This is a genomic window from Chimaeribacter sp. YP20170169, from assembly GCF_056739715.1.
On sequence record NZ_CP176824.1, the window covers coordinates 3,172,669 to 3,196,551 of the forward strand.

The following is a 23,883-nucleotide window of genomic DNA, read 5'->3' on the forward strand; positions in this document are numbered from 1 at the left end:
ACAATGAGCGACCTTTCCCCGACCGTTCTGTTCGAACACCCCCTGAATGAGAAGATGCGCACCTGGTTGCGCATCGAATTTTTGCTACAACAGATCTACCAGTACCCGGTGTTGCGCGATATCGCCACCGCGCTCAGCTTTTTCCGCACCATCTCTGATTTGTTGGATGTACTGGAGCGCGGCGAAGTGCGCACCGAATTGCTCAAGGAGCTGGAACGCCAGCAGCAAAAACTGATGCTCTGGGCCGATGTGCCGGGCGTGGACATGGCCCGCGTCGATGCGCTGCGCCAGCAGCTCAAGCAGCGCTCCAGCGTGCTGATGGCCGCGCCGCGTATGGGGCAGGCACTGCGCGAGGATCGTTTGATCGCGCTGGTGAAGCAACGGCTGAGCATTCCGGGTGGCTGTTGCAGCTTCGACCTGCCGACCCTGCATATGTGGTTGCACCTGGAGCAGGAGGCGCGTGACAGCCAGGTGAGCGCCTGGCTGGCCACCCTTGCCCCGCTCAATGAGGCGCTGACCATTATCCTTGATTTGATCCGCCAGTCCGGCGCGTTCAAAAACCAGATCAGCCTGAACGGCTTTTTCCAGGACAATGCCGAGGACGCGGATCTGCTGCGGCTGCGGGTGGCGCTGGAGCACCAGATCTACCCACAGATCTCCGGCCACAAGACCCGTTATGCCATCCGCTTCCTGTCGCTGGACAGCGAGCGCGGCCAGGTGCCGGCGCGTCTCACTTTTACCCTGGCCTGCTGTTAAGCCGGGGATGTTGATGATTGGAGATGTTATGAGTACCGAAACCCCTGTCGTAAGCTGCCCGACCTGCCAGAAGCCGGTGCGCTGGGACGCGAGTAGCCCCTACCGGCCCTTTTGCAGCAAGCGCTGCCAGTTGATTGATTTGGGCGAGTGGGCGGATGAAGAGAAGCGCATCCCGAGTCAGGGGGATGTGAATGACTCGGATGAGTGGAGCGAGCAGGACGAGCGCTAGTCCCGACCTGCCGCCGCTGGCCGCCGTTAGGCGGTCAGCCTTGCAATGATACCGGCGTTGGCGGGCGGGAACTCCTCCGCGCGCAGCGCCTGCTGCTTGACCCAACGCATGGGCTGGCCCTCACGGCCATAGGGTTCCCCCTGCCATGCCTCGACCAAAAAGACGTGGAGCGTGATCTGCCGATCGCTGAAGGTATGCGCCACACTCTCCAGCGGCTGGATGGCGGTAGGGATGATGCCGGTCTCTTCGCTCAGCTCACGTACCAGCGCCTGCTCCGGCGTTTCGTCGGCCTCAATTTTGCCGCCGGGAAACTCCCAGAACCCTGCCATATGTGACCCGGCCGCACGCTGGGTGATAAAAATTTCTTGCTGCGGATTGCGGATGATACCGACTGCGATCTCCAACTGTTTCACGCTGCTGCCCTCTTCTCTGTCTGCTGTTTTAGCAAAAAAAGCGGGGTTCAGCATGCTGAACCCCGTGGATGTGTTGCGCCCCGGCGCTCAGGCAGCGGGGCGGCAAGTGGCCTTACTTCTGCAGGCGGCCATGGCACTGCTTATATTTTTTACCGGAACCGCATGGGCAAGGGTCGTTGCGCCCCACTTTGCGTTCGCCCAATGCCGCGCCAATCGCGGCTTCCGCCTCGATGGCCGCGTCGGTCTGGTGGCTCAGCTGCTGGTGTTGCGCCAGACGCTCCGCCTCTTCACGGCGCTGCTGCTCTAGGGCTTCCACCTCTTCCGGCAGGCGTACCTGTACCTTGCTCAGGGTGCTGATCACCTCATATTTCAGTGACTCCAGCATGGAGGCGAACATGGCGAACGACTCGCGCTTGTACTCTTGCTTCGGATCTTTCTGGGCATAGCCGCGCAGGTGGATGCCCTGACGCAGGTAATCCATCGCTGCCAGGTGCTCTTTCCACAGGGAGTCCAGCGTTTGCAGCATCACGCCCTTCTCGAAGTTGCGCATCATCTCGACGCCAACCACCTCTTCCTTGCGCTGGTACACCTCAATGGCGCTATGCAGAATGCGCTCGCGCAGCGTCTCTTCATGCAGTTGCGGCTCTTTGTCCAGCCACTCTTTGATCGGCAGTTCCAGATCGAAATCGGCCTTCAGGCGCTGCTCCAGCCCCGGAATGTCCCACATCTCTTCCAGAGATTGCGGTGGGATGTAGCTGTCGAGCGTCGCCTTGAACACATCCTCACGGATGCTGGCGATGGTTTCGCTGACGTCCGACACATCCAGTAGCTCATTACGCTGGGTGTAAATGGCGCGACGCTGGTCGTTGGCGACGTCATCGTACTCCAGCAGCTGTTTACGGATGTCAAAGTTGCGGCTCTCCACCTTGCGCTGGGCGTTGGCGATCGCCTTGGTCACCCACGGGTGCTCAATCGCTTCACCCGGCTTCATGCCCAGCTTGCGCATCATGTTGGAGACGCGGTCAGAAGCGAAGATACGCATCAGGGCATCTTCCATCGAGAGGTAGAAGCGGGAGGAACCGGCATCACCCTGACGGCCCGCACGGCCGCGCAACTGGTTGTCGATACGGCGCGACTCATGGCGCTCGGTGCCGATGATGTGCAAACCACCGGAGGCCAGCACCGCTTCGTGGCGGGCCTGCCATGCTGCCTTGATGGCGTCCACTTGCTGCTGCGTCGGCTCTTCCAGTTCGGCCAGTTCAACCTGCCAGCTGCCGCCCAGCATGATGTCCGTACCACGGCCCGCCATGTTGGTGGCGATGGTGACCGCGCCCGGCTGACCAGCCTGTGCCACGATGTCCGCTTCGCGGGCATGGAACTTGGCGTTCAGCACGTTGTGGGTGATGCCTGCCTTGGTCAGCTCGTTGGAGACCACTTCCGATTTTTCAATCGAGATGGTACCCACCAGCACCGGCTGGCCGTTGGCGGTGCGCTCTTTGATGTCTTCAATGATGGCGCCAATTTTCTCCGCTTCGGTCATGTAGACCAGATCCGGCAGGTCTTTACGCTGCATCGGGCGGTTGGTCGGCACCACGATGGTGTCCAGTTTGTAGATGGAGCTGAACTCAAAGGCCTCGGTATCAGCAGTACCGGTCATGCCGGCCAGCTTCTCATACAGGCGGAAATAGTTCTGGAAGGTGATGGAGGCCAGCGTCTGGTTCTCGTTCTGGATATCCACGCCCTCTTTGGCTTCCACCGCCTGATGCAGGCCATCAGACCAGCGGCGGCCCTGCATGGTACGGCCAGTGTGCTCATCCACGATGATCACTTCGCCATCTTTGACGATGTAATCGACGTCACGGGTGAACAGCACATGGGCGCGCAGGGCGGCGGTCACATGGTGCATCAGCATGATGTTGGTCGGCGAGTAGAGCGATTCGCCCTCTTCCATGATACCAGCGTCCATCAGCAACTCTTCGATCAGTACCAGACCGCGCTCGGTCAGGTGTACCTGACGCGCTTTCTCATCCACGGAGAAGTGGCCTTCACCCTGGAAGGTGTCGGAGTCCTCTTTCTCCTGGCGGATCAGTTTCGGGATCAGCTTGTTGACCTTGATGTACATCTCGGAGCTGTCTTCCGCCGGGCCGGAGATGATGAGCGGGGTACGCGCCTCATCGATCAAGATGGAATCCACCTCATCCACCAGCGCATAGTGCAGTTTGCGCTGCACGCGCTCTTCTGGGCTGAAAGCCATGTTGTCACGCAGGTAGTCGAAGCCGTACTCGTTGTTGGTACCGTAGGTGATGTCTGCGGCATAGGCGGCGCGTTTGACCGGTGCCGGCACCCCCGGCAGGTTGATGCCGACGGTCAGGCCAAGGAACTCAAACAGCGGGCGGTTCTTTTCCGCATCGCGCTGGGCGAGGTAGTCGTTGACGGTCACAACGTGCACGCCTTTGCCGCTCAGGGCGTTCAGGTAGGCCGGCAGGGTCGCGGTCAGGGTTTTACCCTCACCGGTACGCATCTCGGCGATGCAGCGATCATTCAGCACCATGCCGCCCAGCAGCTGGACGTCGAAGTGACGCATCCCGAACACGCGCTTGCTCGCCTCGCGCACTACGGCGAAGGCTTCCGGTAACAGGGCTTCCAGGCTCTCGCCCTTGGCCAGACGCGCACGGAACTCGTCGGTTTTGGCTTTCAGCGCCTCATCAGAGAGCTTTTCGATCTCCGGCTCCAGACGATTGATCAGGTCTACGGCTTTGCGCATGCGACGCAAGGTGCGGTCGTTACGGCTACCAAAAATTTTGGTCAATAATTTAATCAACATAATTCGTCATATCTCTTTTGTGGTTATAAATAAGCCACTATGTCATTGGATCTACTTATGGTTTTAAAGGTATTGATCGAATTATGCAAACGGCCCGGCACGAATACCTTGCACTTGGGCCAGCCACAATCCCGGTTGATGTTGTGAGACAGTGACATACAGTGAGGGGGAAGTGAGATGGACAATGGTGGGCGGCTTCGGCTCCTGCGTCAGCAACGCATTGAGCGAAACCAGCAGCGCCAGACGCTGTGCTTGCAGGGGGGCACCCTGCGCCTCATCCTTCTCCGCCATTGTGTGCGGCGTAAAGGCGAAGGAGAGGTGACGAATGACGGTGCGAATGGCGTGCTGGTGCCAGTAATCCACGGCGAAGGCGCGGCGTTGCGACTCCTGCAACAGCATCAGCCGGCTGAAGGCGGTGCTGGCGCTGTTCTGGCGATTGAGCGAGGAGGCAGGATTGGGCAGTGACGACTGTTCAGACGCGCCATTCAGGCTTGAGGAGACCCCAAAGCTTGCCGCGACCATCCCCAACAGGAGATGCGGCCAGAAATAACGTCTGCCAAATTGTCGCCAAAGATTTAGAATACCCATTACGAGTTCAGATCCGCCGGAGCCCCGCCATGCGTGATAGCCGCCCACAATTATTAGAAGTTCTGTTCGACGATGCTTCTGCGGGAGAAAAAAGCCCGCTGCATAGCGTACAGCAGCGTGCAACCGCGCTCTTGAAACTTAATCGTGCAGTGAAAGGCCTGTTGCCTGCTCAATTGCACCCCTGGTGTCGTGTTGCCAATTACCGACAGGGTATTTTAGTGCTTGAAACCGCGAATGCCAGTTGGATGATGCGATTACGCTACGAACAGTCCACTTTGCTCTCGGCTCTGCGAGCGCAAATCTTACCATCATTGAGTGCGATCGACATCAGGATTAATCCGTCGCTCATGGCAAAAGCGGAAGCGGCCACGCAAAAAAACTCAGGCATTGAACAGGAAAAACAGCAAGTATTCCGGCAGCTTAGCCCGCAGAGCGCGGATGTATTACGTGGGGTAGCAGAGCGCAGTCCTGAGAAGCTTAAGAAAGCCTTGGAACGGCTGGCTGCACTGGCCGGAGAGGGTACCAGTGCAACCAACAGAGGCAAGTGACGCGTCGCGTCGGAATTAGGCCAGTACGGCGGACGGGGCTTTGAATGCCAGCGGCATTTCCGCTTCGTCCTCGAAGGTCACATATTCCCACGCTTCCTGTTTCGCCAACACCGCTTGCAGCAACTTGTTATTCAGCGCATGGCCGGACTTGAAAGCCGTCAGCGCGCCGATGATGTTGTGGCCGCACATGAACAGGTCACCGATGGCGTCCAGCATTTTGTGACGTACAAACTCGTCCTCAAAACGCAGGCCATCTTCGTTCAGCACACGGTAGTCATCCACGACAATCGCGCAATCGAAACTGCCGCCCAGGCAAAGGCCACGGGATTGCAGGTACTCGATGTCACGCATAAAGCCGAAGGTACGCGCGCGGCTAATCTGGCGGACAAAGGCGTCGGCAGAGAAGTCCATGCGGTAGCGCTGCGAACTGGCGTTGATCGCCGGGTGGTTAAAGTCGATAGTAAAGTCGAGGCTGAAACCGTTGTGCGGTGTCAGTTCGGCCCACTTGTCGCCCTCTTCCACGCGAACAGGCTGCTTAATACGTAAGAATTTCTTGGCGGAGTTCAGCTCTTCAATGCCGGCGTCAAGCAACAGGTAGACGAAAGGCGCGGCGCTGCCATCCATGATTGGGATTTCAGGCGCATCCACTTCCACTACGATGTTGTCGATACCCAATCCCGCCAGTGCGGCATTCAGGTGCTCAACCGTAGAAATACGTACGTCATGCTCATTGACCAGGCAAGTACAGAGCATGGTATCACGCACGGATTTTGCATCTGCCGGAAAATCAACCGGTGGATTCAAGTCAGTGCGACGATAGATGACCCCGGTATTTGCCGGTGCAGGGCGCAAGGTCAGGGTGACTTTCTTGCCGGTATGCAAACCGACGCCAGTCGCCTGAACAATACGTTTTAGTGTGCGTTGTTTGATCATCGTTTTATCTCGCAATGTTATCCATCCTACCGACCCTAGCTTATACCAGGATCGGCGGGACAGTTTAGCACAAAGAGCGGAGATGAAAAAGCAGCGACAATTAATCCGCCTGCTTACGCAGGAAGGCCGGAATATCCAGATAATCAGGCTCTTTGTTGGATTGGGTGTTCTGCTCGTTCACCACTTTGGCGGCCGGTTTGTTCTCCTGCTGCTGTGGCAGTGGGGAGAGGCCATGCTGCTGGTAACGGTGATCCATCACTGGCTGCTGTTGGGTCTGCGGCTTGTTGGTGACCAGGGTGATCTCTGGGCGTTTGTCCATGCCGATACCGGTCGCCACCACGGTGACACGCAGTTCGTCGTTCATCTCCGGATCCAGCGAGGTACCGATTACCACGGTCGCGTTGTCAGAGGCGAAGGCGCGGATGGTGTTACCCACGGTTTCGAACTCATCCAGACGCAGGTCGAAGCCCGCGGTGATGTTGACCAGCACGCCGCGCGCGCCAGAGAGGTCGATGTCTTCCAGCAGCGGGCTGGAGATGGCCATCTCTGCCGCTTCCTCGGCGCGATCTTCGCCACAGGCAACGCCAGAACCCATCATCGCGTAGCCCATTTCGGACATCACGGTGCGCACGTCCGCAAAGTCGACGTTCATCAGGCCTGGGCGGGTAATCAGCTCAGCGATGCCCTGGACCGCGCCTTTCAGCACGTCGTTGGCCGCGCCGAACGCGTCCAGCAGGGAGATGCCACGACCCAGCACCTTCAACAGCTTGTCATTCGGGATGGTGATCAGCGAGTCAACGTGTTTGGAGAGCTCGGCGATGCCCTGCTCCGCAAACGCCATGCGCTTTTTGCCTTCAAAGTTGAAAGGCTTGGTCACCACAGCGACGGTCAGAATACCCAGATCTTTGGCCACTTCAGCCACGACAGGCGCTGCGCCCGTCCCGGTGCCGCCGCCCATGCCGGCTGCGATGAAGACCATGTCAGCGCCTTCCAGCGCCGTACGCAGTGCCTCGCGGTCCTCTTCAGCAGAGTTACGACCCACTTCCGGGTTGGCGCCCGCGCCCAGCCCTTTGGTGATGCCGCTGCCGATCTGGATGGTTTGGCCCACCGCCGTCTTACGCAGCGCCTGAGCGTCTGTGTTTACGGCGAAGAATTCAACACCTTCGATGCGCTCGCGCACCATATGTTCAACGGCATTACCGCCGCCACCGCCGACGCCGATGACTTTAATCACCGCGTCATTGGTTAATTCCATAGGTTCAAACATAATTTCTCTCCGTTTTGTGCCTGTCGCTTCGAGATCAAAAAAAGAGGATCAGCTTGATCTCTTGTTAAACATTAAAATTCTTTTCTCAGCCAGCTGTTGATTCGTTTGAACCAGTTGCCCACTGAGGCGCGTTTTTCCACTTCCGCCTCACCGCTCAGGTGAGACTCTTTTCCGTAGTGCAGCAGCCCGACCGCTGTCGAGTAGTAAGGCTCCTGCGCATAATCCGTTAGCCCGGTGATGTTCAACGGCTGGCCAATACGCACCTGGGTGTGGAACACCCGTTGGGCGCAAGCCGCCAGACCATCAATTTGCGCCGCGCCGCCGGTCAGGACAATGCCGGCGGCCAAATGATGTTTAACGCCCTGCTGGCGCAGTTGCTCCTGCAGCTGCAGGATCTCGTCATTGACCAGGTTCAGCAGCTCGGTGTAGCGCGGCTCAATCACCTCGGCCAGGGTCTGCCTTTGCAGACTGCGTGGCGGACGCCCGCCCACGCTCGGTACTTCAACGCTCTCATCCTTGCTGACAATCGATCCCAGCGCGCATCCGTGGCGCACTTTAATCGCCTCGGCATCCGTTGGCGGGGTGCCGAAAGCGTAGGCGATGTCGCTGGTCACCACGTTCCCCGCGTAAGGGATAACCTTGGTGTGGCGCAGCGCCCCGCCTGTGTAGACGGCGATATCCATCGTACCACCGCCAATATCCACCACGCAGACGCCCAACTCGCGTTCATCTTCAGTCAAGACCGCATAGCTGGCCGCCAGCCCGGCGAAAATCAGTTGGTCAACTTTCAGGCCACAACGCTCCACCGCTTTGACGATGTTTTTCGCCATGTCGTTGTGGCAGGTGATCAGATGCACCTTCGCCTGCATCCTGACACCGGACAAGCCGACCGGGTTCTTGATGCCTTCCTGATAGTCGATGGCGTACTCCTGGGGGATGACATGCAGGATACGGTGCTCATCGCGCACACGTACCGATTTGGCGGTGTGGACCACATTCTCCACATCTTCCTGCGTGACCTCCTCCTCCGAAATAGGAACCATCCCGATTTCGTTCTGACAGCTGATATGTTTGCCAGAAAGCGCCAGATACACTGACGAAATCTGGCAATCTGCCATCAGTTCCGCCTGATCAATGGCGCGTTGTACGCATTTTACCACTGACTCCAGGTCGTTAACGCCACCCTTGTCCATACCGCGGGACGGGCAACTGCCCACCCCAATAATGTTGACCATGCCATCGGGCAGAACTTCCCCTACCAATGCCGCAACCTTTGCCGTACCGATTTCCAGTCCAACTACCAGTTTTCTGTCCGTCGACTTGATCATTGTTGTTTTGCCTGTGCCTGATTTTGTTCCTGATTACTGTTTTGCTGCTCCACGAACGCCGGAGCCCAGCCAACTGCCGCACCGGTGTCATACCGCAGATCGACGTAGCTGATGCGCTTGCTGTCGGTCTGCGCCTGCTGCTGCAACACCGGGAACAGCTCAATGAAGCGCTGCAAGCGTCCTGCCCGGTCGTCACGGCCCAGATCAATACGGATATCGTTGTCCAAAGCCAGCTGCCAGGAGTGACGCGCGGTCATGGAGACCATCTTCAGCGTGAACTTACTGGCCGCCAGCGTCTGGCTCATCGTTCTGTAACCTTGCAAAACATCCTGTTCACTCCCCTCCGGCCCGTAGAGCAGGGGCAACGTCTGTTTGCCCACCCGCTCTGACGGCACGCTGAACGACTTCGCGTCCGCGTCCACCATGTGCAGGTCATTCCAGCGGGCGACGGGTACATACTCCACCAGGTGGATCTTCAGCTCATCCGGCCACTGCTTGCGCACGCTGGCCTGCTTGATCCACGGCAACCGCTCAATCTGCTGCTGGATGACATCCACATCCTGCGTCATGAAGGTGCCTGGCGACCCCAGCGCCAGAATCGCCTGGCGGATGTCGTCGTTGGTGGTGTAGTGGCGCTCACCCGTCACCACCAGCCGTGAGAGCGGCAGCCGGCTGGCATCTTTCATCCAGCCCACCACGGCCCAACCGCCCCAGCCGATGGTGCCAAGCACCAGCAGCAGGAAGAGCACCCCCACCAGCCGAGTACCGTTACTGCGGCGCAGGCCACGGCTGACCGTTGGCTCATTACGCTCGCGTGCATTCAACGCCGCTTGCGACATATCAGTCAGCAAGCTCCAGAATGCGCGCCACCAGCTGGGCAAAGCTCAAACCATGCTGGCGGGCGGCCATCGGCACCAGACTGTGGCTGGTCATCCCCGGCGAGGTGTTCACCTCAAGCAGGTAGAACCCGCCATTGCTGTCCTGCATGATGTCGACCCGACCCCAACCCTGGCAATCCAGCGCGCGATATGCGCGCAGGGCCAGATCGGCCAGATGCGCCTCTTCACGTTCGCTGACACCGCTAGGGCAGAAATATTGCGTCTCGTCAGAGAGATACTTCGCCTCGTAATCATAGAACACCCCAGCCGGTTGGATGCGAATTGAGGGCAGAACCTCATCACCCAGGATCGCAACTGTGAACTCCGGCCCACTCAGCCACTTCTCCACCAGTACATCGTCGTCATGGCGGAACGCCGCTTCCAGCGCCGGTTGCAGCTGTTCGATGCCGTCTACCTTGCTCATACCAACGCTCGAGCCTTCACGGCTCGGCTTCACAATCAGCGGGAAACCGAGCGCGGCCAGCGTAGTGGCATCCTCGCCCAGCTCACCAGAGGTGAACTGTTGGCGGTTGAGCGCCACGAACGGCGCGACCGGCAAGTTCATCGCCTGCCAGATGCGCTTGGTGCGCATCTTGTCCATCGTCAGCGCCGAGGCCATCACGCCGCTGCCGGTATAGGGCAGACCCAGATGCTCCAGCAGCCCTTGCAAAGTGCCGTCCTCACCGCCGCGGCCATGCAGCGCGATAAATACCTTGGTGAAGCCCTGCTCTTTCAGCTGCGTCACCGGCGTCTCTTGCGGATCGACCGGATGGGCATCAATGCCCGACTCACGTAATCCGGCCAGCACTGCCTGCCCGGATTGCAACGATACTTCGCGTTCAGCGGAGGTGCCGCCCAGTAATACCGCGACTTTATCAGCCATGTTGCTCTTCACCTTTTCTTACGGGCTGAAATTTCTGCTCAGCCAATTTACGGGCAACCTTGCCGACATTGCCGGCGCCCTGCACCAGCACCAAGTCCTCATTCTCCAGGATTTGGGCAAGATTTTCCGGCACGGTATCCACATCGGAAACCAAAATAGGATCAATCTTACCGCGCCCGCGGATCGTGCGGCAGAGGGAGCGGCTATCCGCCCCCGGAATCGGCGCTTCGCCGGCCGCATAGACGTCCAGCATCAGCAACACGTCCACTTGCGACAGCACATTGGCGAAGTCGTCATACAGATCGCGGGTACGGGTGTAACGGTGTGGCTGGAAGATCATCACCAGCCGCTTGTCCGGCCAACCGGCACGCGCCGCCTTGATGGTAGCGTCCACTTCGGTCGGGTGGTGGCCGTAGTCATCCACCAGCATTGCCGCGCCCTCTTTGCCGTTGACCGCGGCTAACGGATACTCGCCGAGGAAGTCAAAGCGGCGCCCGGTACCCTGGAAGCCCGCCAGCGCGCTGAGGATGGCCGCATCAGCAATGCCCTCCTCGGTCGCCACCGCCACCGCCGCCGCGGCGTTCAGGGCGTTGTGGCGGCCCGGCGCGTTCAGCGTCACGGTCATCAGCGGCTTGTCCTGACGGCGCAGGGTGAAGTGCCCCTGTGCGCCCTGCTGCTGGTAATCCTCCAGCCGCACGTCCGCATCCTCGCTAAAGCCATAGGTGGTGACATGGCGGCCGACGCGCGGTAACAGCTCGCGCACCACCGGGTCATCAATGCACATCACCGCGCGCCCATAGAATGGCAGGTTGTGCAGGAAGTTAATGAAGGTCTGCTTCAGGTTCTCAAAGTCGCCCTGATAGGTATCCATGTGATCGGCTTCGATATTGGTCACAATCGCCACCATCGGTTGCAGGTGCAGGAAGGAGGCATCGCTCTCATCCGCTTCCGCGATCAGGTAGCGGCTGCTCCCCAGCCGGGCATGGGTACCGGCGGCCTTCACCAGCCCACCGTTCACAAAGGTCGGGTCCAGCCCGGCCTCGGCGTAAATGCTGCTCACCATCGCCGTGGTGGTGGTTTTGCCGTGGGTGCCGGCAATGGCAATGCCGTGGCGGAAGCGCATCAGCTCCGCCAGCATCTCCGCACGGCGGATTACCGGAATGCGCGCCTCGCGGGCTGCCACGATCTCCGGGTTATCCTGAGTAATGGCGGAGGAGACCACCACGACGCTGGCGTCCAGCACGTTTTCCGGGCGATGGTGATAGTAAATCTGTGCACCCAGTGACGTCAGGTGCTGCGTCACCGGGTTCGGCGCCAGATCAGAGCCGCTGATCTGGTAGCCCTCATTAGCCAACACTTCGGCGATGCCACCCATGCCGGCACCACCGATGCCAACAAAGTGGATGTGCCGGACGCGATGCATCTCGGGCACGAAGGTTCTGAGTTTCGCCAATTGTTGTGTATTCACGTTGTTTTTCACTTTTCCATCGTTACTGATTGGCAACCGCGCGCGGCGCGGTTCGCTCATAGTCAATATGCGCCGCGGCGCACACCTCGGCAGCCACCCGCTCGGTGGCGTCCGGAATAGCGACCGCCCGAGCCCGTTGCGCCATCTCAGCCAACGTCGGACGATCCCACTGGGCCAGCAATCCGCACACCGCCTCGGCGGTAAAGTCTGGTTGCTCCAGAATGCGGGCTGCACCCGCCTTTTCCAGCGGCAAGGCATTCCAGTATTGCTGGCGATCCTTATGCTGGAACGGCACGAAGATTGCCGGCAGGCCCGCAGCGGCGATCTCGCTGACGGTCAGCGCGCCGGAGCGGCAGACCACCACATCAGCCCAAGCGTAAGCCTCGGCCATGTCATCAATGAATTCGGCAATCCGGTGCCTCGGCTGGCCAGCGGCGCGGTACGCCTGCTCAACCTCGGCCAGCGCGCCCTTGCCCACCTGATGCCAGAGGGTGATGCGCTCGCCCATTGCGGCGGCCACCGCTGGCAGGGTCTGGTTCAGGACGCGCGCGCCCTGACTGCCGCCCACCACCAGTACGCGAATCGGGCCTTCACGGCCCGCCAGTCGGGTAGCTGGCAGCGGCAGCGCCAGCACGTCAGTACGCACCGGGTTGCCCACTACCTCAGCCTTGGCAAAGGCACCGGGGAACGCCTGCAACACCTTTTTGGCGATCTTTGACAGCCAGCGGTTGGTCAGGCCAGCGATGCCGTTTTGCTCATGCAGCACCACCGGGACGCCGCTGAGCCAGGCCGCCAGGCCGCCGGGGCCGGAGACGTAACCGCCCATGCCCAGCACCACATCCGGCTGGTCGCGGCGGATAATCGCTTTCGCCTGACGCACCGCGCGGAAGATGCGCACTGGGGCCAGCAGCTGGGCCTTCAGCCCCTTGCCGCGCAGTCCGGAAATGCGGATAAAGTCGATCTCAATGCCATGTTTGGGCACCAGATCCGCCTCCATCCGGTCGGCAGTTCCCAGCCAGCGTACCTGCCAGCCCTGCGCCATCAGGTGATGGGCCACGGCCAGCCCTGGGAACACATGCCCGCCAGTCCCGCCTGCCATCACCAGTAAACGCTTGGTCTTGCCACTCATCATTAACCCCTTACAAACGCCTGCGCTTTCGTCATCCGCGTTTCAAAATCGATCCGCAGCAACAGAACAATTGCCGTGGACATAATCAACAGGCTCGAGCCGCCGTAACTGATCAGCGGCAGCGTCAGGCCCTTGGTCGGCAGCATACCGGCGGCAGCGCCGACGTTGACCAGTGCCTGGAAGCTAAACCAGACGCCAATCGAACAGGCCAGGAAGCCGGAAAAGCGCTGATCGATCTCCAACGCCTTGCGGCCGATGGACATCGCCCGAAAAGCGACGAAGAATACCATTAACAAGGCCAAAACCACACCGAAATACCCCAGCTCCTCACCGAGAATGGAGAAAATAAAATCGGTGTGCGCTTCCGGCAAATACTCCAGTTTCTGTACGGAATTACCCAGCCCCTGTCCCCAGAATTCGCCCCGGCCAAACGCCATCAGCGACTGGGTTAACTGGTAGCCGCTGCCGAAGGGATCGGCCCACGGGTTCCAGAACGAGGTAACGCGGCGCATACGGTACGGCTCGGCAATGATCAGCAGCACTACCGCAAAGGCACCGGAGCCGATAATCGCCAAAAACTGCCACATTTTCGCACCGGCCAGGAACAGCATCGCCAGCGTGGTAATGAACAGCACCACCACGGTGCCGAGGTCTGGCTGCGCCAACAGCAGCACCGCCAGCATCACCATCACGCCCATCGGTTTGCAGAAGCCCCAAAAGTTACTGCGCACCTCCTCCACTTTCCGCACCAGATAGCTGGCGAGGTAGCAGAACAGCGAAAGCTTGGAGAACTCTGCCGGCTGGATACGCAGCGGCCCGAGCGCGATCCAGCGCGAGGCGCCGTTGACCGAACTGCCCACCACCAACACAATCAGCAGCATCACCAGTGACAGCAGCAACATCACGTTGCTGTAGCGCTGCCAGACGGCCATCGGTACGCGCAGCGTCACCAGCGCGAGCACGAATGCCAGCCCAAGGTAGAGCGCATCACGCTTGGCGAACAGGAAAGGATCGTCCGCCAGCCGCTGGCCAATCGGCATCGAAGCCGAGGTGACCATCACAAAGCCGATAATCGCCAGACCGAAGGTGAGCCACAGCAGGGTGCGGTCATAGAGCACCATGCTGGTGTCGTCGCTTTCGCGCGCGCCCATCACCCAGTCATTGAGCTTGCCAAACAGGCTGGCAAACAGGCCGCCTATCAGACGCAGGCCCGGGATCTTCATTGGCCCAACTCCTTAGCCAGCCGGGCGAACTCATCGCCCCGCTGCTCAAAATTGCGGAACTGGTCAAGGCTGGCGCAGGCCGGCGAGAGCAGCACCATGTCGCCGCTCTGGAGCGCCGGGGCCAGCGCCCGCATCGCCTGTTCCATCGTCTCTACACGCACCGACACCTCTGGGCGCAATTCAGCCAGCGCATCGCCATCCCGGCCAAAGCAGTAGACGCGAATGTCTGGCCGCGCCAGGTAAGGCGCCAGCGGCGAGAAGTCCGCGGATTTGCCGTCGCCGCCCAGCAGCAGGTAGAGCGTGCCGTCGGTCTGCAACCCCTTCAGCGCCGCCTCAGTACTGCCGACGTTGGTGGCCTTGGAGTCATTGATCCAGCGCACCCCGTTCTGCTGGTGCACCAGCTGGAAGCGGTGTGCCAGCCCACCAAAGGTGGTCAACGCTTTCAGGCTGGAGGCGCGCGGAATGCCGGCGGCATCCGCCAGCGCCAGCGCCGCCAGGGCATTGGTGTAATTATGCTGACCGGTCAACGCCATCTCTTTGGTGTTCAGGACTTTTTCGCCCCGCACCCGCAGCCAGGTTTCGCCTTGCTGGCGGTTAAGGTGGTAGTCGCCAACGTCGGTGCCAAAACTGACGCAACGTTTATCGGCACCGCGCACCGGCATCGTGAGGGCGTCATCGGCATTTACCACACAAATTTCCGCATTCTCATAGATGCGCAGCTTGGCGGCGCGGTACTGTTGCAGCCCAAATGGATAGCGATCCATATGGTCTTCGGTGACGTTCAGGATGGTGGCGGCCGTGGCCTTCAGGCTGGAGGTGGTCTCCAGCTGGAAGCTCGACAGCTCCAGCACGTAAAGCTGGCAAGGGTTCTCCAGCAGCGACAGCACCGGCAGCCCGATGTTGCCGCCCACGCCGACCGCCCAGCCGGCGGCCTTCGCCATTTCGCCCACCAGGGTGGTGACAGTGCTTTTGCCGTTGGAACCGGTGATGGCAACAATCGGGGCCTGTGCCTCACGGCAGAACAGCTCTACGTCGCCGACGATCTCAATGCCCGCTTCCGCCGCCGCACTCAGCGCCGGGGTAGCCAGCGCCAGACCGGGGCTGGCGACAATCAGGTCAGCCGCCATCAGCCACGCTTCATTGAGCGAGCCGACATGGCACTCCACGCCAGCGGGCAGTGCGTCTTGTCCCGGCGGGTTGGCGCGGGTATCCATGACCCGCGGCGTCACGCCACGCGCCATGAAGAACTCCACACAGGAGAGGCCCGTTAGCCCCAACCCGATAATGACGACCTTTTTATCCTGATAGTCAGCCATAATTACCGTACCTTCAGCGTCGCCAGGCCAATCAGCACCAGCATCAGCGAAATAATCCAGAAGCGCACGATGACGCGCGGCTCCGGCCAGCCTTTCAGTTCATAGTGGTGATGAATCGGCGCCATGCGGAAGATACGTTGTCCGCGCAGCTTGAACGAACCCACCTGCAGGATGACCGACAACGTCTCCACCACGAACACGCCGCCCATGATCACCAGCAGGAACTCCTGACGCAGCAGCACCGCGATGGTGCCCAGCGCGCCGCCCAGCGCCAGTGAACCGACGTCACCCATAAAGACCTGCGCCGGATAGGTGTTGAACCACAGGAAGCCCAGCCCGGCCCCCACGATGGCAGTACAGACAATCACCAGCTCACCGGCATGTCGCAGGTACGGGATATGCAGGTAGTTGGCGAAGTTCATGTTTCCGGTCGCCCAAGAGACCAGCGCCAGCCCGGCCGCCACGAAGACGGTCGGCATGATCGCCAGGCCATCCAGCCCATCCGTCAGGTTGACGGCGTTACTGGTGCCGACAATCACGAAATAGGAGAGCAGGATATAGAGCAGCCCCAGCTGTGGCATGATGTCCTTGAAGAACGGCACCACCAGCTGGGTCGCTGGCGTGTCCTTGCCGATGGTGTACAGCGCGAAGGCCACCGCCAACGCAATCACCGACTGCCAGAAGTACTTCCAGCGGGCGATCAGCCCCTTGGTGTTTTTGCGCACCACCTTGCGGTAGTCATCCACAAAGCCGACGATGCCATACCCCACCAGCACAAACAGCACGCACCAGACATAGGGGTTGGAGGGGTAGGCCCACATCAGCACCGAGATGGTGATGGAGGTGAGGATCATGATCCCGCCCATGGTCGGGGTGCCGCGCTTGCTGAAGTGCGACTCCGGGCCGTCGTTACGCACCACCTGGCCAATCTGCAACTTTTGCAGGTAGGCGATCAGGCGCGGCCCCATCCAGAGTGAAATAAACAGCGCAGTAAGCAGGCTGACGATGGCGCGGAACGTCAGATAGGAAAAGACGTTAAAGCCGGAATAATACTTGACCAGATGTTCGGCCAGCCAAACTAACATGTTGCACTCTCCTGTAACGCGCGTACTACCTGCTCCATTGCGGCACTACGTGAACCTTTAACCAAAACGGTAATAACCGCATGTTCAGACAGTAAGCTCGTTAACCGGGCCACCACTGCTGTTTTGTCTGCGAAATGTTCGCCACAGCCGCTGGCATCACTCACCAATTGGCTCTCGCGCCCCACGCTTAATACTTTGTCGATGCCCGCTGCCCGCGCCGCTTCGCCCACCTGACGGTGGCACGCCGCGCTGTCAGCCCCCAGCTCAGCCATGTCGCCCACCACCATCACGCGGTAGCCCGGCATCTCCGAGAGCACCTGGGCGGCGGCGGTCATGGAACCGACGTTGGCGTTGTAGCTGTCATCCAGCACCAGCCTCCCCTCCCCCAGCGGGATCGGGAACAGGCGGCCCGGCACGGCCTGCAACTTCGCCAGCCCCTGAGCCACCGCTTCCAGCGACGCGCCGACTGACAACGCCAGCGCCGTCGCTGCCAGCGCGTTGGCAATGTTGTGCCGCCCCGGCAGAGGTAAGCGAACACTCACTTCACCTACCGGCGTATGCAGCATAAAGGTGGTGCCCTGCTGCCCGACCTGCACGTCGCTGGCATAGAAGTCCACGCCCTCTGCCGCCTGCGGCGAGAAGCGCCAGACGGTTTTGCCCGCCAGCGAAGGTGCCCAGCGCGGCTCGTCATGGCTGTCGGCATTGATCACTGCCACGCCCTGCGGCGGCAGGCCATCGAAAATCTCACCCTTGGCGATCGCCACCCCTTCCAGCGAGCCGAAGCCCTCTAGGTGGGCCGCCGCCAGGTTATTGACCAGCGCGCTCTCCGGTTTCACCAGCGCCGTGGTGTAGGCGATCTCACCGATGTGGTTCGCCCCCATCTCCACCACCGCAAACTGGTGCTGCGGCTTCAGGCGCAGCAGCGTCAGCGGCACGCCGATGTCATTGTTGAAGTTGCCCTGGGTGTAGAGCACGTTGCCGCACTCGCGCAGGATGGTCGCCGTCATCTCCTTCACGGAGGTTTTGCCGGAGGAGCCGGTCAGGCCGACGATGCGCGCCGGCATCTGGCTGCGCACCCACGCGGCCAGCTGGCCGAGGGCGATACGCGTGTCCGCCACCCGCAACTGCGGCACGGAGGCGTCAACCGGGCGGCTTACTAGCAGCGCTGCGCCGCCCGCGATTACCGCCTGATCAACAAAGTCATGGGCGTCATGGTTCTCGCCCTTCAGCGCGACAAACAGGCAGCCAGCGGTCAGTTTGCGGGTATCGGTCTCGACCGCGTCAATCTCGCAATCTGCGCCAATCAGCTCGGCGTCCAGCACCGCGGCCAGTGTCTTGAGGGAGACGGGAATCATGCCATCACCCCCAGCAACCGGGCGACCGTCAAACGGTCGGAGTAGTCAAGCCGACGGTTGCCGACCAGTTGGTAATCCTCATGCCCCTTGCCAGCGATCAGCACCACGTCATCTGGCGTGGCCTGCATGATGGTATGGGTGACCGCTTCGGTGCGGCCGTGGATCGCCTGCGCGCGGCCAGCATCCAGCAGGCCACTGAGGATATCCGCGACAATCGCGCGCGGCTCTTCGCTGCGCGGGTTGTCATCCGTTACCACCACGCGGTCAGCGTACTGCTCGGCAATGCCGCCCATCAGCGGGCGCTTGCCCTTGTCACGGTCGCCGCCACAGCCAAAGACGCACCACAACTGCCCTTTACAGTGCAGCCGGGCCGCCGCCAGCGCTTTCTCCAGCGCATCCGGCGTATGGGCGTAGTCCACCACCACCGTGGGCTTGCCGGGGGCGGTGAACACCTCCATGCGGCCGCACACCGGTTGCAGTTGCGGCGCGGCCTTGAGCAGCGTCGCCAGCGGATAGCCGAGCGCCAATAGGGTCGCCAGCGCCATCAGCAGGTTGCTGACGTTGAATGCGCCAATCAGGCGCGCTTCCATTACGCCCTCGCCCCAGCTGGAGTCAAAGGCAACGCGCACGCCCTGATCGTGGTACTGCACCTCACGTGCCGCCAGCCAGCGGCCCGCCCACCCTTCCGGCAGGGGCTGCTCGACAGCGACCGCCACCGCGTCCGGCAGTTGGCCCAGCCAGCGCTGCCCGACCGCGTCGTCGGCATTGATAATCTTCTGCCCCACCTGATGGGTAGAGAAAAGCAGCCACTTCGCCGCCTCATACCCGGCCATGTCGCCGTGGTAATCGAGGTGGTCGCGGCTCAGGTTGGTGAACAGCGCGGCGGCAAACGGCAGCGCGGCGACCCGGTGCTGCACCAGCCCGTGGGAGGAGACCTCCATCGCGGCGAAGGTCGCGCCCTTGTCTGCCAGCGTGCGCAGCGCCTGCTGCACATCCACCGCGGAACCGGTGGTGTTCTCCGCCGGCACCACCTGCCCGAGCAGGCCGTTGCCAATGGTACCCATTACGGCGCTGGTATCGCCCAGTGCCTGGCTCCACTGCGCCAGCAGCTGGGTGGTGGTGGTCTTGCCGTTGGTGCCGGTCACGCCCACCAAGCGCAGCGCGTCGCCGGGCTGCTGGTAGAAGCGGCCGGCCAGCGCCGACAGCTGTTGGTGAAGGTTATGCAGGTAGATCACCGGCACGCCATGCACTTCCGCCAGCGTACCGTTGTCAGCCACGCCGTCCGCTTCCGCGATCACGGCCGCCACGCCCTGGGCAATGGCTTGTGGGATATAGCGGCGTCCGTCCGCTTGATGGCCAACCACGGCCACAAACAGATCCCCGGCAGCCGCCACGCGGCTGTCCAGCGTCATTTCCCGCAGCGCGCACTCCGGGGCATTCGCCACCCAAGGAGCGAGTAAGTCGCGCAAATTACGATCGGCCACCTGAACCCTCTTTTTTGTTGTTTACGAGATCACCCTTCTCACCGGCTGGTCCGGGAGTCATCAGGGCATCCGGTTCCACATTCATTGTCCGCAACACGCCGCCCATGATGGCACCGAACACCGGTGCCGATACCGCGCCGCCGTAGTACTTCCCGGCCTGCGGATCGTTAATCACCACCACCAGCGCAAAGCGCGGGTTGCTGGCCGGGGCGACGCCTGCGGTATAGGCAATATATTTGTTGACGTATCGGCCATCCGGGCCGACCTTTTTCGCCGTACCGGTCTTAATGGCGATGCGATAGCCTTTGATCGCGGCCTTGGTGCCACCGCCGCCCGGCAGTGCCACACTCTCCATCATATGCACCACGGTACGCACCAAGTGCTCAGGGAAGACGCGCTCCCCGGAGACCGGCGGGTCCACTTTGGTAATCGACAGCGGGCGATAGATGCCCAGGCTGCCGATGGTGGCGTACACACGCGCTAACTGTAACGGCGTTACCATCAGCCCGTAGCCAAATGAGAAGGTGGCCCTCTCTATGTCAGACCACCGTTGTTTATGGGGATATAAGCCACTGCTCTCTCCGACCAGCCCCAAATTGGTCGGTTTTCCCAACCCGAAACGCGAGTAAGTCTCTACCAGCGCCGAGGAGGGCATCGCTAACGCCAGCTTGGAGACGCCGACGTTACTCGATTTCTGCAAGATCCCAGTCAGGGTCAGCTCGTTGTAGCGCGCCACGTCTTTGATCTCGTGGCCATTGATTCGGTACGGCAGGGTTTGCAGCACGCTGTTCTCACGTACTACACCATGTTGCAGCGCGGTCATCACCACCATCGGCTTCACGGTGGAACCCGGCTCGAAAATATCGGTGATGGCGCGGTTGCGCATCGCTTCCTGCGGGGTGCCGCTCAGGTTGTTCGGGTTGTAGGAGGGGCTGTTGGCCATCGCCAGCACTTCGCCGGTGTTGACGTCCACCAGCACTGCTGTGCCCGATTCCGCCTTGTTGAACGCCACCGCGTTGTTCAGCTCGCGGTAGACCAGCGCCTGTAACCGCTCATCGATGCTGAGCACCAGATTGTGCGCCGCCTGGCTGTCCACGGAGGAGATATCCTCAATCACCCGCCCGTAGCGATCCTTGCGCACCGTGCGCTCGCCCGGTTGGCCGGTCAGCCAGCGGTTGAAGCTGCTCTCCACGCCCTCGATCCCCTTGCCATCAATGTTGGTCACGCCAATTACATGGGCGGTGACCTGTCCGGCCGGGTAGTAGCGGCGCGACTCCTGGCGCAAGTAGATGCCCGGCAGCTTGAGTTTGTGGATGTACTCACCGATGGCAGGATTGACCTGACGCGCCAGATAGACAAAGCGCCCTTTCGGGTTGGCGTTGATGCGGGTGGAGAGTTGGTCGAGCGGGATGGAGAGCGCGTCGGAGAGCGCCTTCCAGCGGGTGTCGAGCGTGATGCCGCCGTGCTCATTCAGCTCTTTGGGATCGGCCCAGATGGCGTTGACCGGCACGCTCACCGCCAGCGGGCGGCCAGCACGGTCACTGATCATGCCGCGCGCGGTAGGCACCTGCTGCACACGCAGGGAGCGCATGTCGCCCTCGCGCACCAGCCGGTCGGGGTTAATCACCTGAAGGTAGGCGACGCGCAACATCAGGCCGACCAGTGCCAGCAAAATGCAGCCACACAGCAACGCAAAACGCCAGCTGACAAAGCTGGCCTGATCATCCTGGCGTTTCAACTTCACTCCACGTGTGGCTTTCATGCGCGGTATACCGGCTCCCTCAAATTATTGTTTAACCACAATGTTCTCTTGCGCAGGATCAACATGCTGCAACTGCAGCTTTTGGGTCGCGATCTGCTCCACCCGGCTGTGATCGCCCAAGGCATTCTCTTCCAGAATCAGGTTGCGCCACTCAATGTCGAGGGCGTCCCGCTCCAGCACCAGCTGCTCGCGCTCTGCCGTCAGCAGGCGCGTGCGGTGGGCGGTGGTCACCACCAGAACGGCGGAGACCAGCACCGACACCAGCAGGATGACCGGAAGCTTGCCATGACGCAGCAGGTCGCCGCCGATAACGCCGACCAGTCCATGCCGCTCGGTGCCAATCACCCGCCCGTCCTCTCAGCGAAGCGCAACACGGAACTGCGCGCGCGTGGGTTCTCGGCCACTTCTGGCTCCGAAGGCATCATCTTGCCAATCATTTTCAGCGAGCGTCCGCCCAGTTCGCGCAACTGCGCCTCGGTCATCGGCAGGCCGGCTGGCACCTGAGGGCCACGGCTGTGCTGGCGCATGAAGCGCTTGACGATGCGATCCTCCAGCGAGTGGAAGCTGATGATGGAGAGACGGCCGCCCGGTGCCAGCACCTCCAGCGCCCCTTCCAAGGCACGCTCAATCTCCTCCAACTCGCTGTTGATGTAGATGCGGATGGCCTGGAAGCTGCGAGTGGCTGGGTGTTTGTGCTTATCACGGATCGGCGTGGCCGCAGCAATCAGCTCCGCCAGCTCTTTGGTGCGTGTCATCGGAAGTTCACGATTGCGTTCGACAATGGCCCGCGCGATGCGCTTGGCAAAACGCTCTTCGCCGAAGGTTTTCAGCACCCAAGCGATGTCGTCAGCCTCGGCCTTTTGCAGCCACTCCGCCGCGGAGAGGCCGCGGGTCGGATCCATGCGCATGTCCAGCGGCCCGTCACGCATAAAGGAGAAACCGCGCTCCGGGTCATCCAGTTGCGGGGAGGAGACGCCCAGATCCAGCAGGATGCCGTCAATTTTCCCCTCCAGCCCACGCTCGCGCACGTAATGCGCCAAGTCAGAGAACGGGCCGTGTATGATGGTAAAACGGGGATCGGCAATGGATTCAGCGGCCTGAATGGCCTGAGGATCACGATCGATTGCCAGCAGTTGCCCATCCGGCCCAAGTTGGGACAGAATCAGGCGAGAGTGACCGCCGCGACCGAACGTACCGTCGATGTAGATGCCACTGCTGCGAATGTTCAGGCCGTTGACGGCCTCATCAAGCAGCACGGTTTTATGCTTGTAATTTTCCAACATGCTTATAATGACAAATCCTGTAATCGGTCGGATAACGGCCCCTGGCCCGATTGCTCAGCGTCAATATCTTCCTTAACTTTTTGATACCAGGTCTGTTCATCCCACAGTTCAAACTTATTGAACTGCCCGACCAGCATCACTTCTTTGGTGAGCCTGGCGTGCTGGCGCAATGTGCTGGCAATCAGCAAGCGCCCGGCGTTATCCATCTGACACTCACTGGCATGTCCTAAAAGAAGACGCTGCACGCGACGTTCGGTCGGATTCATGCTCGACAGACGGGACAATTTTCTTTCTATGACTTCCCATTCAGGCAGGGGGTAAAGCAGCAAGCAGGGCTGGTGAAGGTCAATGGTACATACCATCTGGCCTTGGGAACTCTCGTTCAGCATCTCCCGGTAACGGGTGGGTACGGCGAGCCGTCCTTTACTGTCGAGGTTTACAAGCGTTGCCCCACGGAACATGGTTCGCTACCCCTTGATGACCATTTTCACCACTTTCTCCCACAAATTCCCACCTAAAGGAGTTTACGGAGGGTATGAAAACCTTGTCAAGCCAGCGCGGAGGCGGTTTCGCAATATTTCTCGGAGGTTAGCAGAGCGGAATTCACTGCCCATGAAGGGTACGACATGGCAATAAAAATTAAGGCCATGATTAGCTAAGGAAATTTTTGCCATCACTTAATAACAGATTAAAAAAAAGTCAAATTGAGCAATAAATAACTGCTCATATTCTTCTGCTATCAATCTCTCACTTTTGACTACGCTTCGCTAGACGTCTAGCGCCACTTTTTCCGCCCAGCCGCGGCCAGCCGTGGGGGCACGCTGCCTGTCCTGATACGCATAGGGGGCTAATAATAGGTTGATTTCTTTGCCCATAACCACAATGGCCCCGCTTTTTTCGCTTTTATTAACCTATTGCCGCGTTATACCGCTTTACCATGTAGCAAATAATATTGATGACTATATTTTTCCGGTCGCATGGCATTTATTGGCATTCCCTTCGGATTCATCTCAATTCTGCCAAATAAAGCTGAATTAATTTCTTACATATTAAAAGAGGCTTTTTTTGAACTAATTTAAACAGCTTTTTTACAAGTGCGTAAAAAAACGTAAAGGCGAAGCGGAAGATAAT

General features: G+C 60.2%; 22 protein-coding genes. 3 read left to right on the forward strand and 19 right to left on the reverse strand.

What is annotated here, in order from left to right:
- Window positions 1-3: 3 nt before the first annotated feature.
- A complete protein-coding gene (gene zapD, locus ACK3SD_RS14485; RefSeq protein WP_137764256.1) occupies window positions 4-756 on the forward strand; it encodes a cell division protein ZapD in 753 nt (250 codons plus the stop codon).
- Between the two features lie 28 nt (window positions 757-784).
- Window positions 785-985, forward strand: a complete 201-nt coding sequence (gene yacG / locus ACK3SD_RS14490) for a DNA gyrase inhibitor YacG (protein ID WP_137764257.1) — start codon at window positions 785-787, stop codon at window positions 983-985.
- A gap of 26 nt (window positions 986-1,011) precedes the next feature.
- Here yacG and mutT read toward each other — a convergent pair whose 3' ends face one another.
- From mutT to secM, 3 genes are all read right to left on the reverse strand, one after another.
- Window positions 1,012-1,398, reverse strand: coding sequence for an 8-oxo-dGTP diphosphatase MutT (mutT, locus tag ACK3SD_RS14495; RefSeq protein WP_481125939.1), 387 nt, complete (start codon window positions 1,396-1,398; stop codon window positions 1,012-1,014).
- A 112-nt stretch (window positions 1,399-1,510) separates the two neighbouring features.
- Complete coding sequence (gene secA / locus ACK3SD_RS14500; protein WP_481125940.1) at window positions 1,511-4,222, reverse strand: preprotein translocase subunit SecA; 2,712 nt, start codon at window positions 4,220-4,222, stop codon at window positions 1,511-1,513.
- Window positions 4,223-4,303: 81 nt separating this feature from the next.
- Window positions 4,304-4,810 (reverse strand): secA translation cis-regulator SecM, encoded by a 507-nt coding sequence (gene secM / locus ACK3SD_RS14505; RefSeq protein ID WP_137764260.1) that lies wholly within the window; start codon window positions 4,808-4,810, stop codon window positions 4,304-4,306.
- 29 nt (window positions 4,811-4,839) lie between these two features.
- Here secM and ACK3SD_RS14510 point away from each other — a divergent pair, with 29 nt between their 5' ends.
- Window positions 4,840-5,358: a DUF721 domain-containing protein gene (locus tag ACK3SD_RS14510; RefSeq protein WP_481125941.1), complete on the forward strand. Its 519-nt coding sequence runs from the start codon at window positions 4,840-4,842 to the stop codon at window positions 5,356-5,358.
- A 15-nt stretch (window positions 5,359-5,373) separates the two neighbouring features.
- On the opposite strand, the gene lpxC is transcribed toward ACK3SD_RS14510, so the two are convergent.
- The 16 genes from lpxC to mraZ form a co-directional block, all read right to left on the reverse strand.
- Entirely contained in the window at window positions 5,374-6,291 is a 918-nt protein-coding gene (lpxC, locus tag ACK3SD_RS14515; protein ID WP_137764262.1) for a UDP-3-O-acyl-N-acetylglucosamine deacetylase, read from the reverse strand.
- A gap of 100 nt (window positions 6,292-6,391) precedes the next feature.
- A complete protein-coding gene (ftsZ, locus tag ACK3SD_RS14520) occupies window positions 6,392-7,558 on the reverse strand; it encodes a cell division protein FtsZ (RefSeq protein WP_137764263.1) in 1,167 nt (388 codons plus the stop codon).
- Between the two features lie 71 nt (window positions 7,559-7,629).
- Window positions 7,630-8,886: a cell division protein FtsA gene (gene ftsA, locus ACK3SD_RS14525; RefSeq protein ID WP_072928843.1), complete on the reverse strand. Its 1,257-nt coding sequence runs from the start codon at window positions 8,884-8,886 to the stop codon at window positions 7,630-7,632.
- On the reverse strand, window positions 8,883-9,725 hold the full coding sequence (gene ftsQ, locus ACK3SD_RS14530) for a cell division protein FtsQ (RefSeq protein WP_481125942.1): 843 nt from the start codon (window positions 9,723-9,725) through the stop codon (window positions 8,883-8,885). Before ftsQ ends, ftsA begins: the two co-directional genes overlap by 4 nt.
- Before the next feature lies 1 nt (window position 9,726).
- On the reverse strand, window positions 9,727-10,647 hold the full coding sequence (locus tag ACK3SD_RS14535; RefSeq protein WP_481125943.1) for a D-alanine--D-alanine ligase: 921 nt from the start codon (window positions 10,645-10,647) through the stop codon (window positions 9,727-9,729).
- Window positions 10,640-12,115, reverse strand: coding sequence for a UDP-N-acetylmuramate--L-alanine ligase (gene murC, locus ACK3SD_RS14540; protein ID WP_137764265.1), 1,476 nt, complete (start codon window positions 12,113-12,115; stop codon window positions 10,640-10,642). Before murC ends, ACK3SD_RS14535 begins: the two co-directional genes overlap by 8 nt.
- Window positions 12,116-12,137: 22 nt before the next feature.
- Window positions 12,138-13,244: an undecaprenyldiphospho-muramoylpentapeptide beta-N-acetylglucosaminyltransferase gene (gene murG, locus ACK3SD_RS14545; protein ID WP_481125944.1), complete on the reverse strand. Its 1,107-nt coding sequence runs from the start codon at window positions 13,242-13,244 to the stop codon at window positions 12,138-12,140.
- A 2-nt stretch (window positions 13,245-13,246) separates the two neighbouring features.
- Window positions 13,247-14,467: a cell division protein FtsW gene (gene ftsW / locus ACK3SD_RS14550; RefSeq protein WP_481125945.1), complete on the reverse strand. Its 1,221-nt coding sequence runs from the start codon at window positions 14,465-14,467 to the stop codon at window positions 13,247-13,249.
- A complete protein-coding gene (gene murD, locus ACK3SD_RS14555) occupies window positions 14,464-15,783 on the reverse strand; it encodes a UDP-N-acetylmuramoyl-L-alanine--D-glutamate ligase (protein WP_481125946.1) in 1,320 nt (439 codons plus the stop codon). The genes ftsW and murD overlap by 4 nt, the downstream gene beginning before the upstream one ends.
- A 2-nt stretch (window positions 15,784-15,785) precedes the next feature.
- Window positions 15,786-16,868 carry a phospho-N-acetylmuramoyl-pentapeptide-transferase gene (gene mraY, locus ACK3SD_RS14560; protein ID WP_481125947.1) on the reverse strand — a complete coding sequence of 361 codons (1,083 nt, stop codon included), beginning with the start codon at window positions 16,866-16,868 and terminating at the stop codon, window positions 15,786-15,788.
- Window positions 16,862-18,223 (reverse strand): UDP-N-acetylmuramoyl-tripeptide--D-alanyl-D-alanine ligase, encoded by a 1,362-nt coding sequence (murF, locus tag ACK3SD_RS14565; RefSeq protein ID WP_481125948.1) that lies wholly within the window; start codon window positions 18,221-18,223, stop codon window positions 16,862-16,864. Before murF ends, mraY begins: the two co-directional genes overlap by 7 nt.
- Window positions 18,220-19,707, reverse strand: coding sequence for a UDP-N-acetylmuramoyl-L-alanyl-D-glutamate--2,6-diaminopimelate ligase (gene murE, locus ACK3SD_RS14570; protein ID WP_481125949.1), 1,488 nt, complete (start codon window positions 19,705-19,707; stop codon window positions 18,220-18,222). The genes murF and murE overlap by 4 nt, the downstream gene beginning before the upstream one ends.
- Window positions 19,694-21,469, reverse strand: coding sequence for a peptidoglycan glycosyltransferase FtsI (locus ACK3SD_RS14575; RefSeq protein WP_481125950.1), 1,776 nt, complete (start codon window positions 21,467-21,469; stop codon window positions 19,694-19,696). The genes murE and ACK3SD_RS14575 overlap by 14 nt, the downstream gene beginning before the upstream one ends.
- Window positions 21,470-21,493: 24 nt before the next feature.
- Window positions 21,494-21,814: a cell division protein FtsL gene (gene ftsL / locus ACK3SD_RS14580; protein ID WP_137764272.1), complete on the reverse strand. Its 321-nt coding sequence runs from the start codon at window positions 21,812-21,814 to the stop codon at window positions 21,494-21,496.
- Window positions 21,811-22,752, reverse strand: a complete 942-nt coding sequence (rsmH, locus tag ACK3SD_RS14585) for a 16S rRNA (cytosine(1402)-N(4))-methyltransferase RsmH (RefSeq protein ID WP_481125951.1) — start codon at window positions 22,750-22,752, stop codon at window positions 21,811-21,813. The genes ftsL and rsmH overlap by 4 nt, the downstream gene beginning before the upstream one ends.
- A gap of 2 nt (window positions 22,753-22,754) precedes the next feature.
- Window positions 22,755-23,213 carry a division/cell wall cluster transcriptional repressor MraZ gene (gene mraZ / locus ACK3SD_RS14590; RefSeq protein ID WP_481125952.1) on the reverse strand — a complete coding sequence of 153 codons (459 nt, stop codon included), beginning with the start codon at window positions 23,211-23,213 and terminating at the stop codon, window positions 22,755-22,757.
- Window positions 23,214-23,883 lie beyond the last annotated feature (670 nt).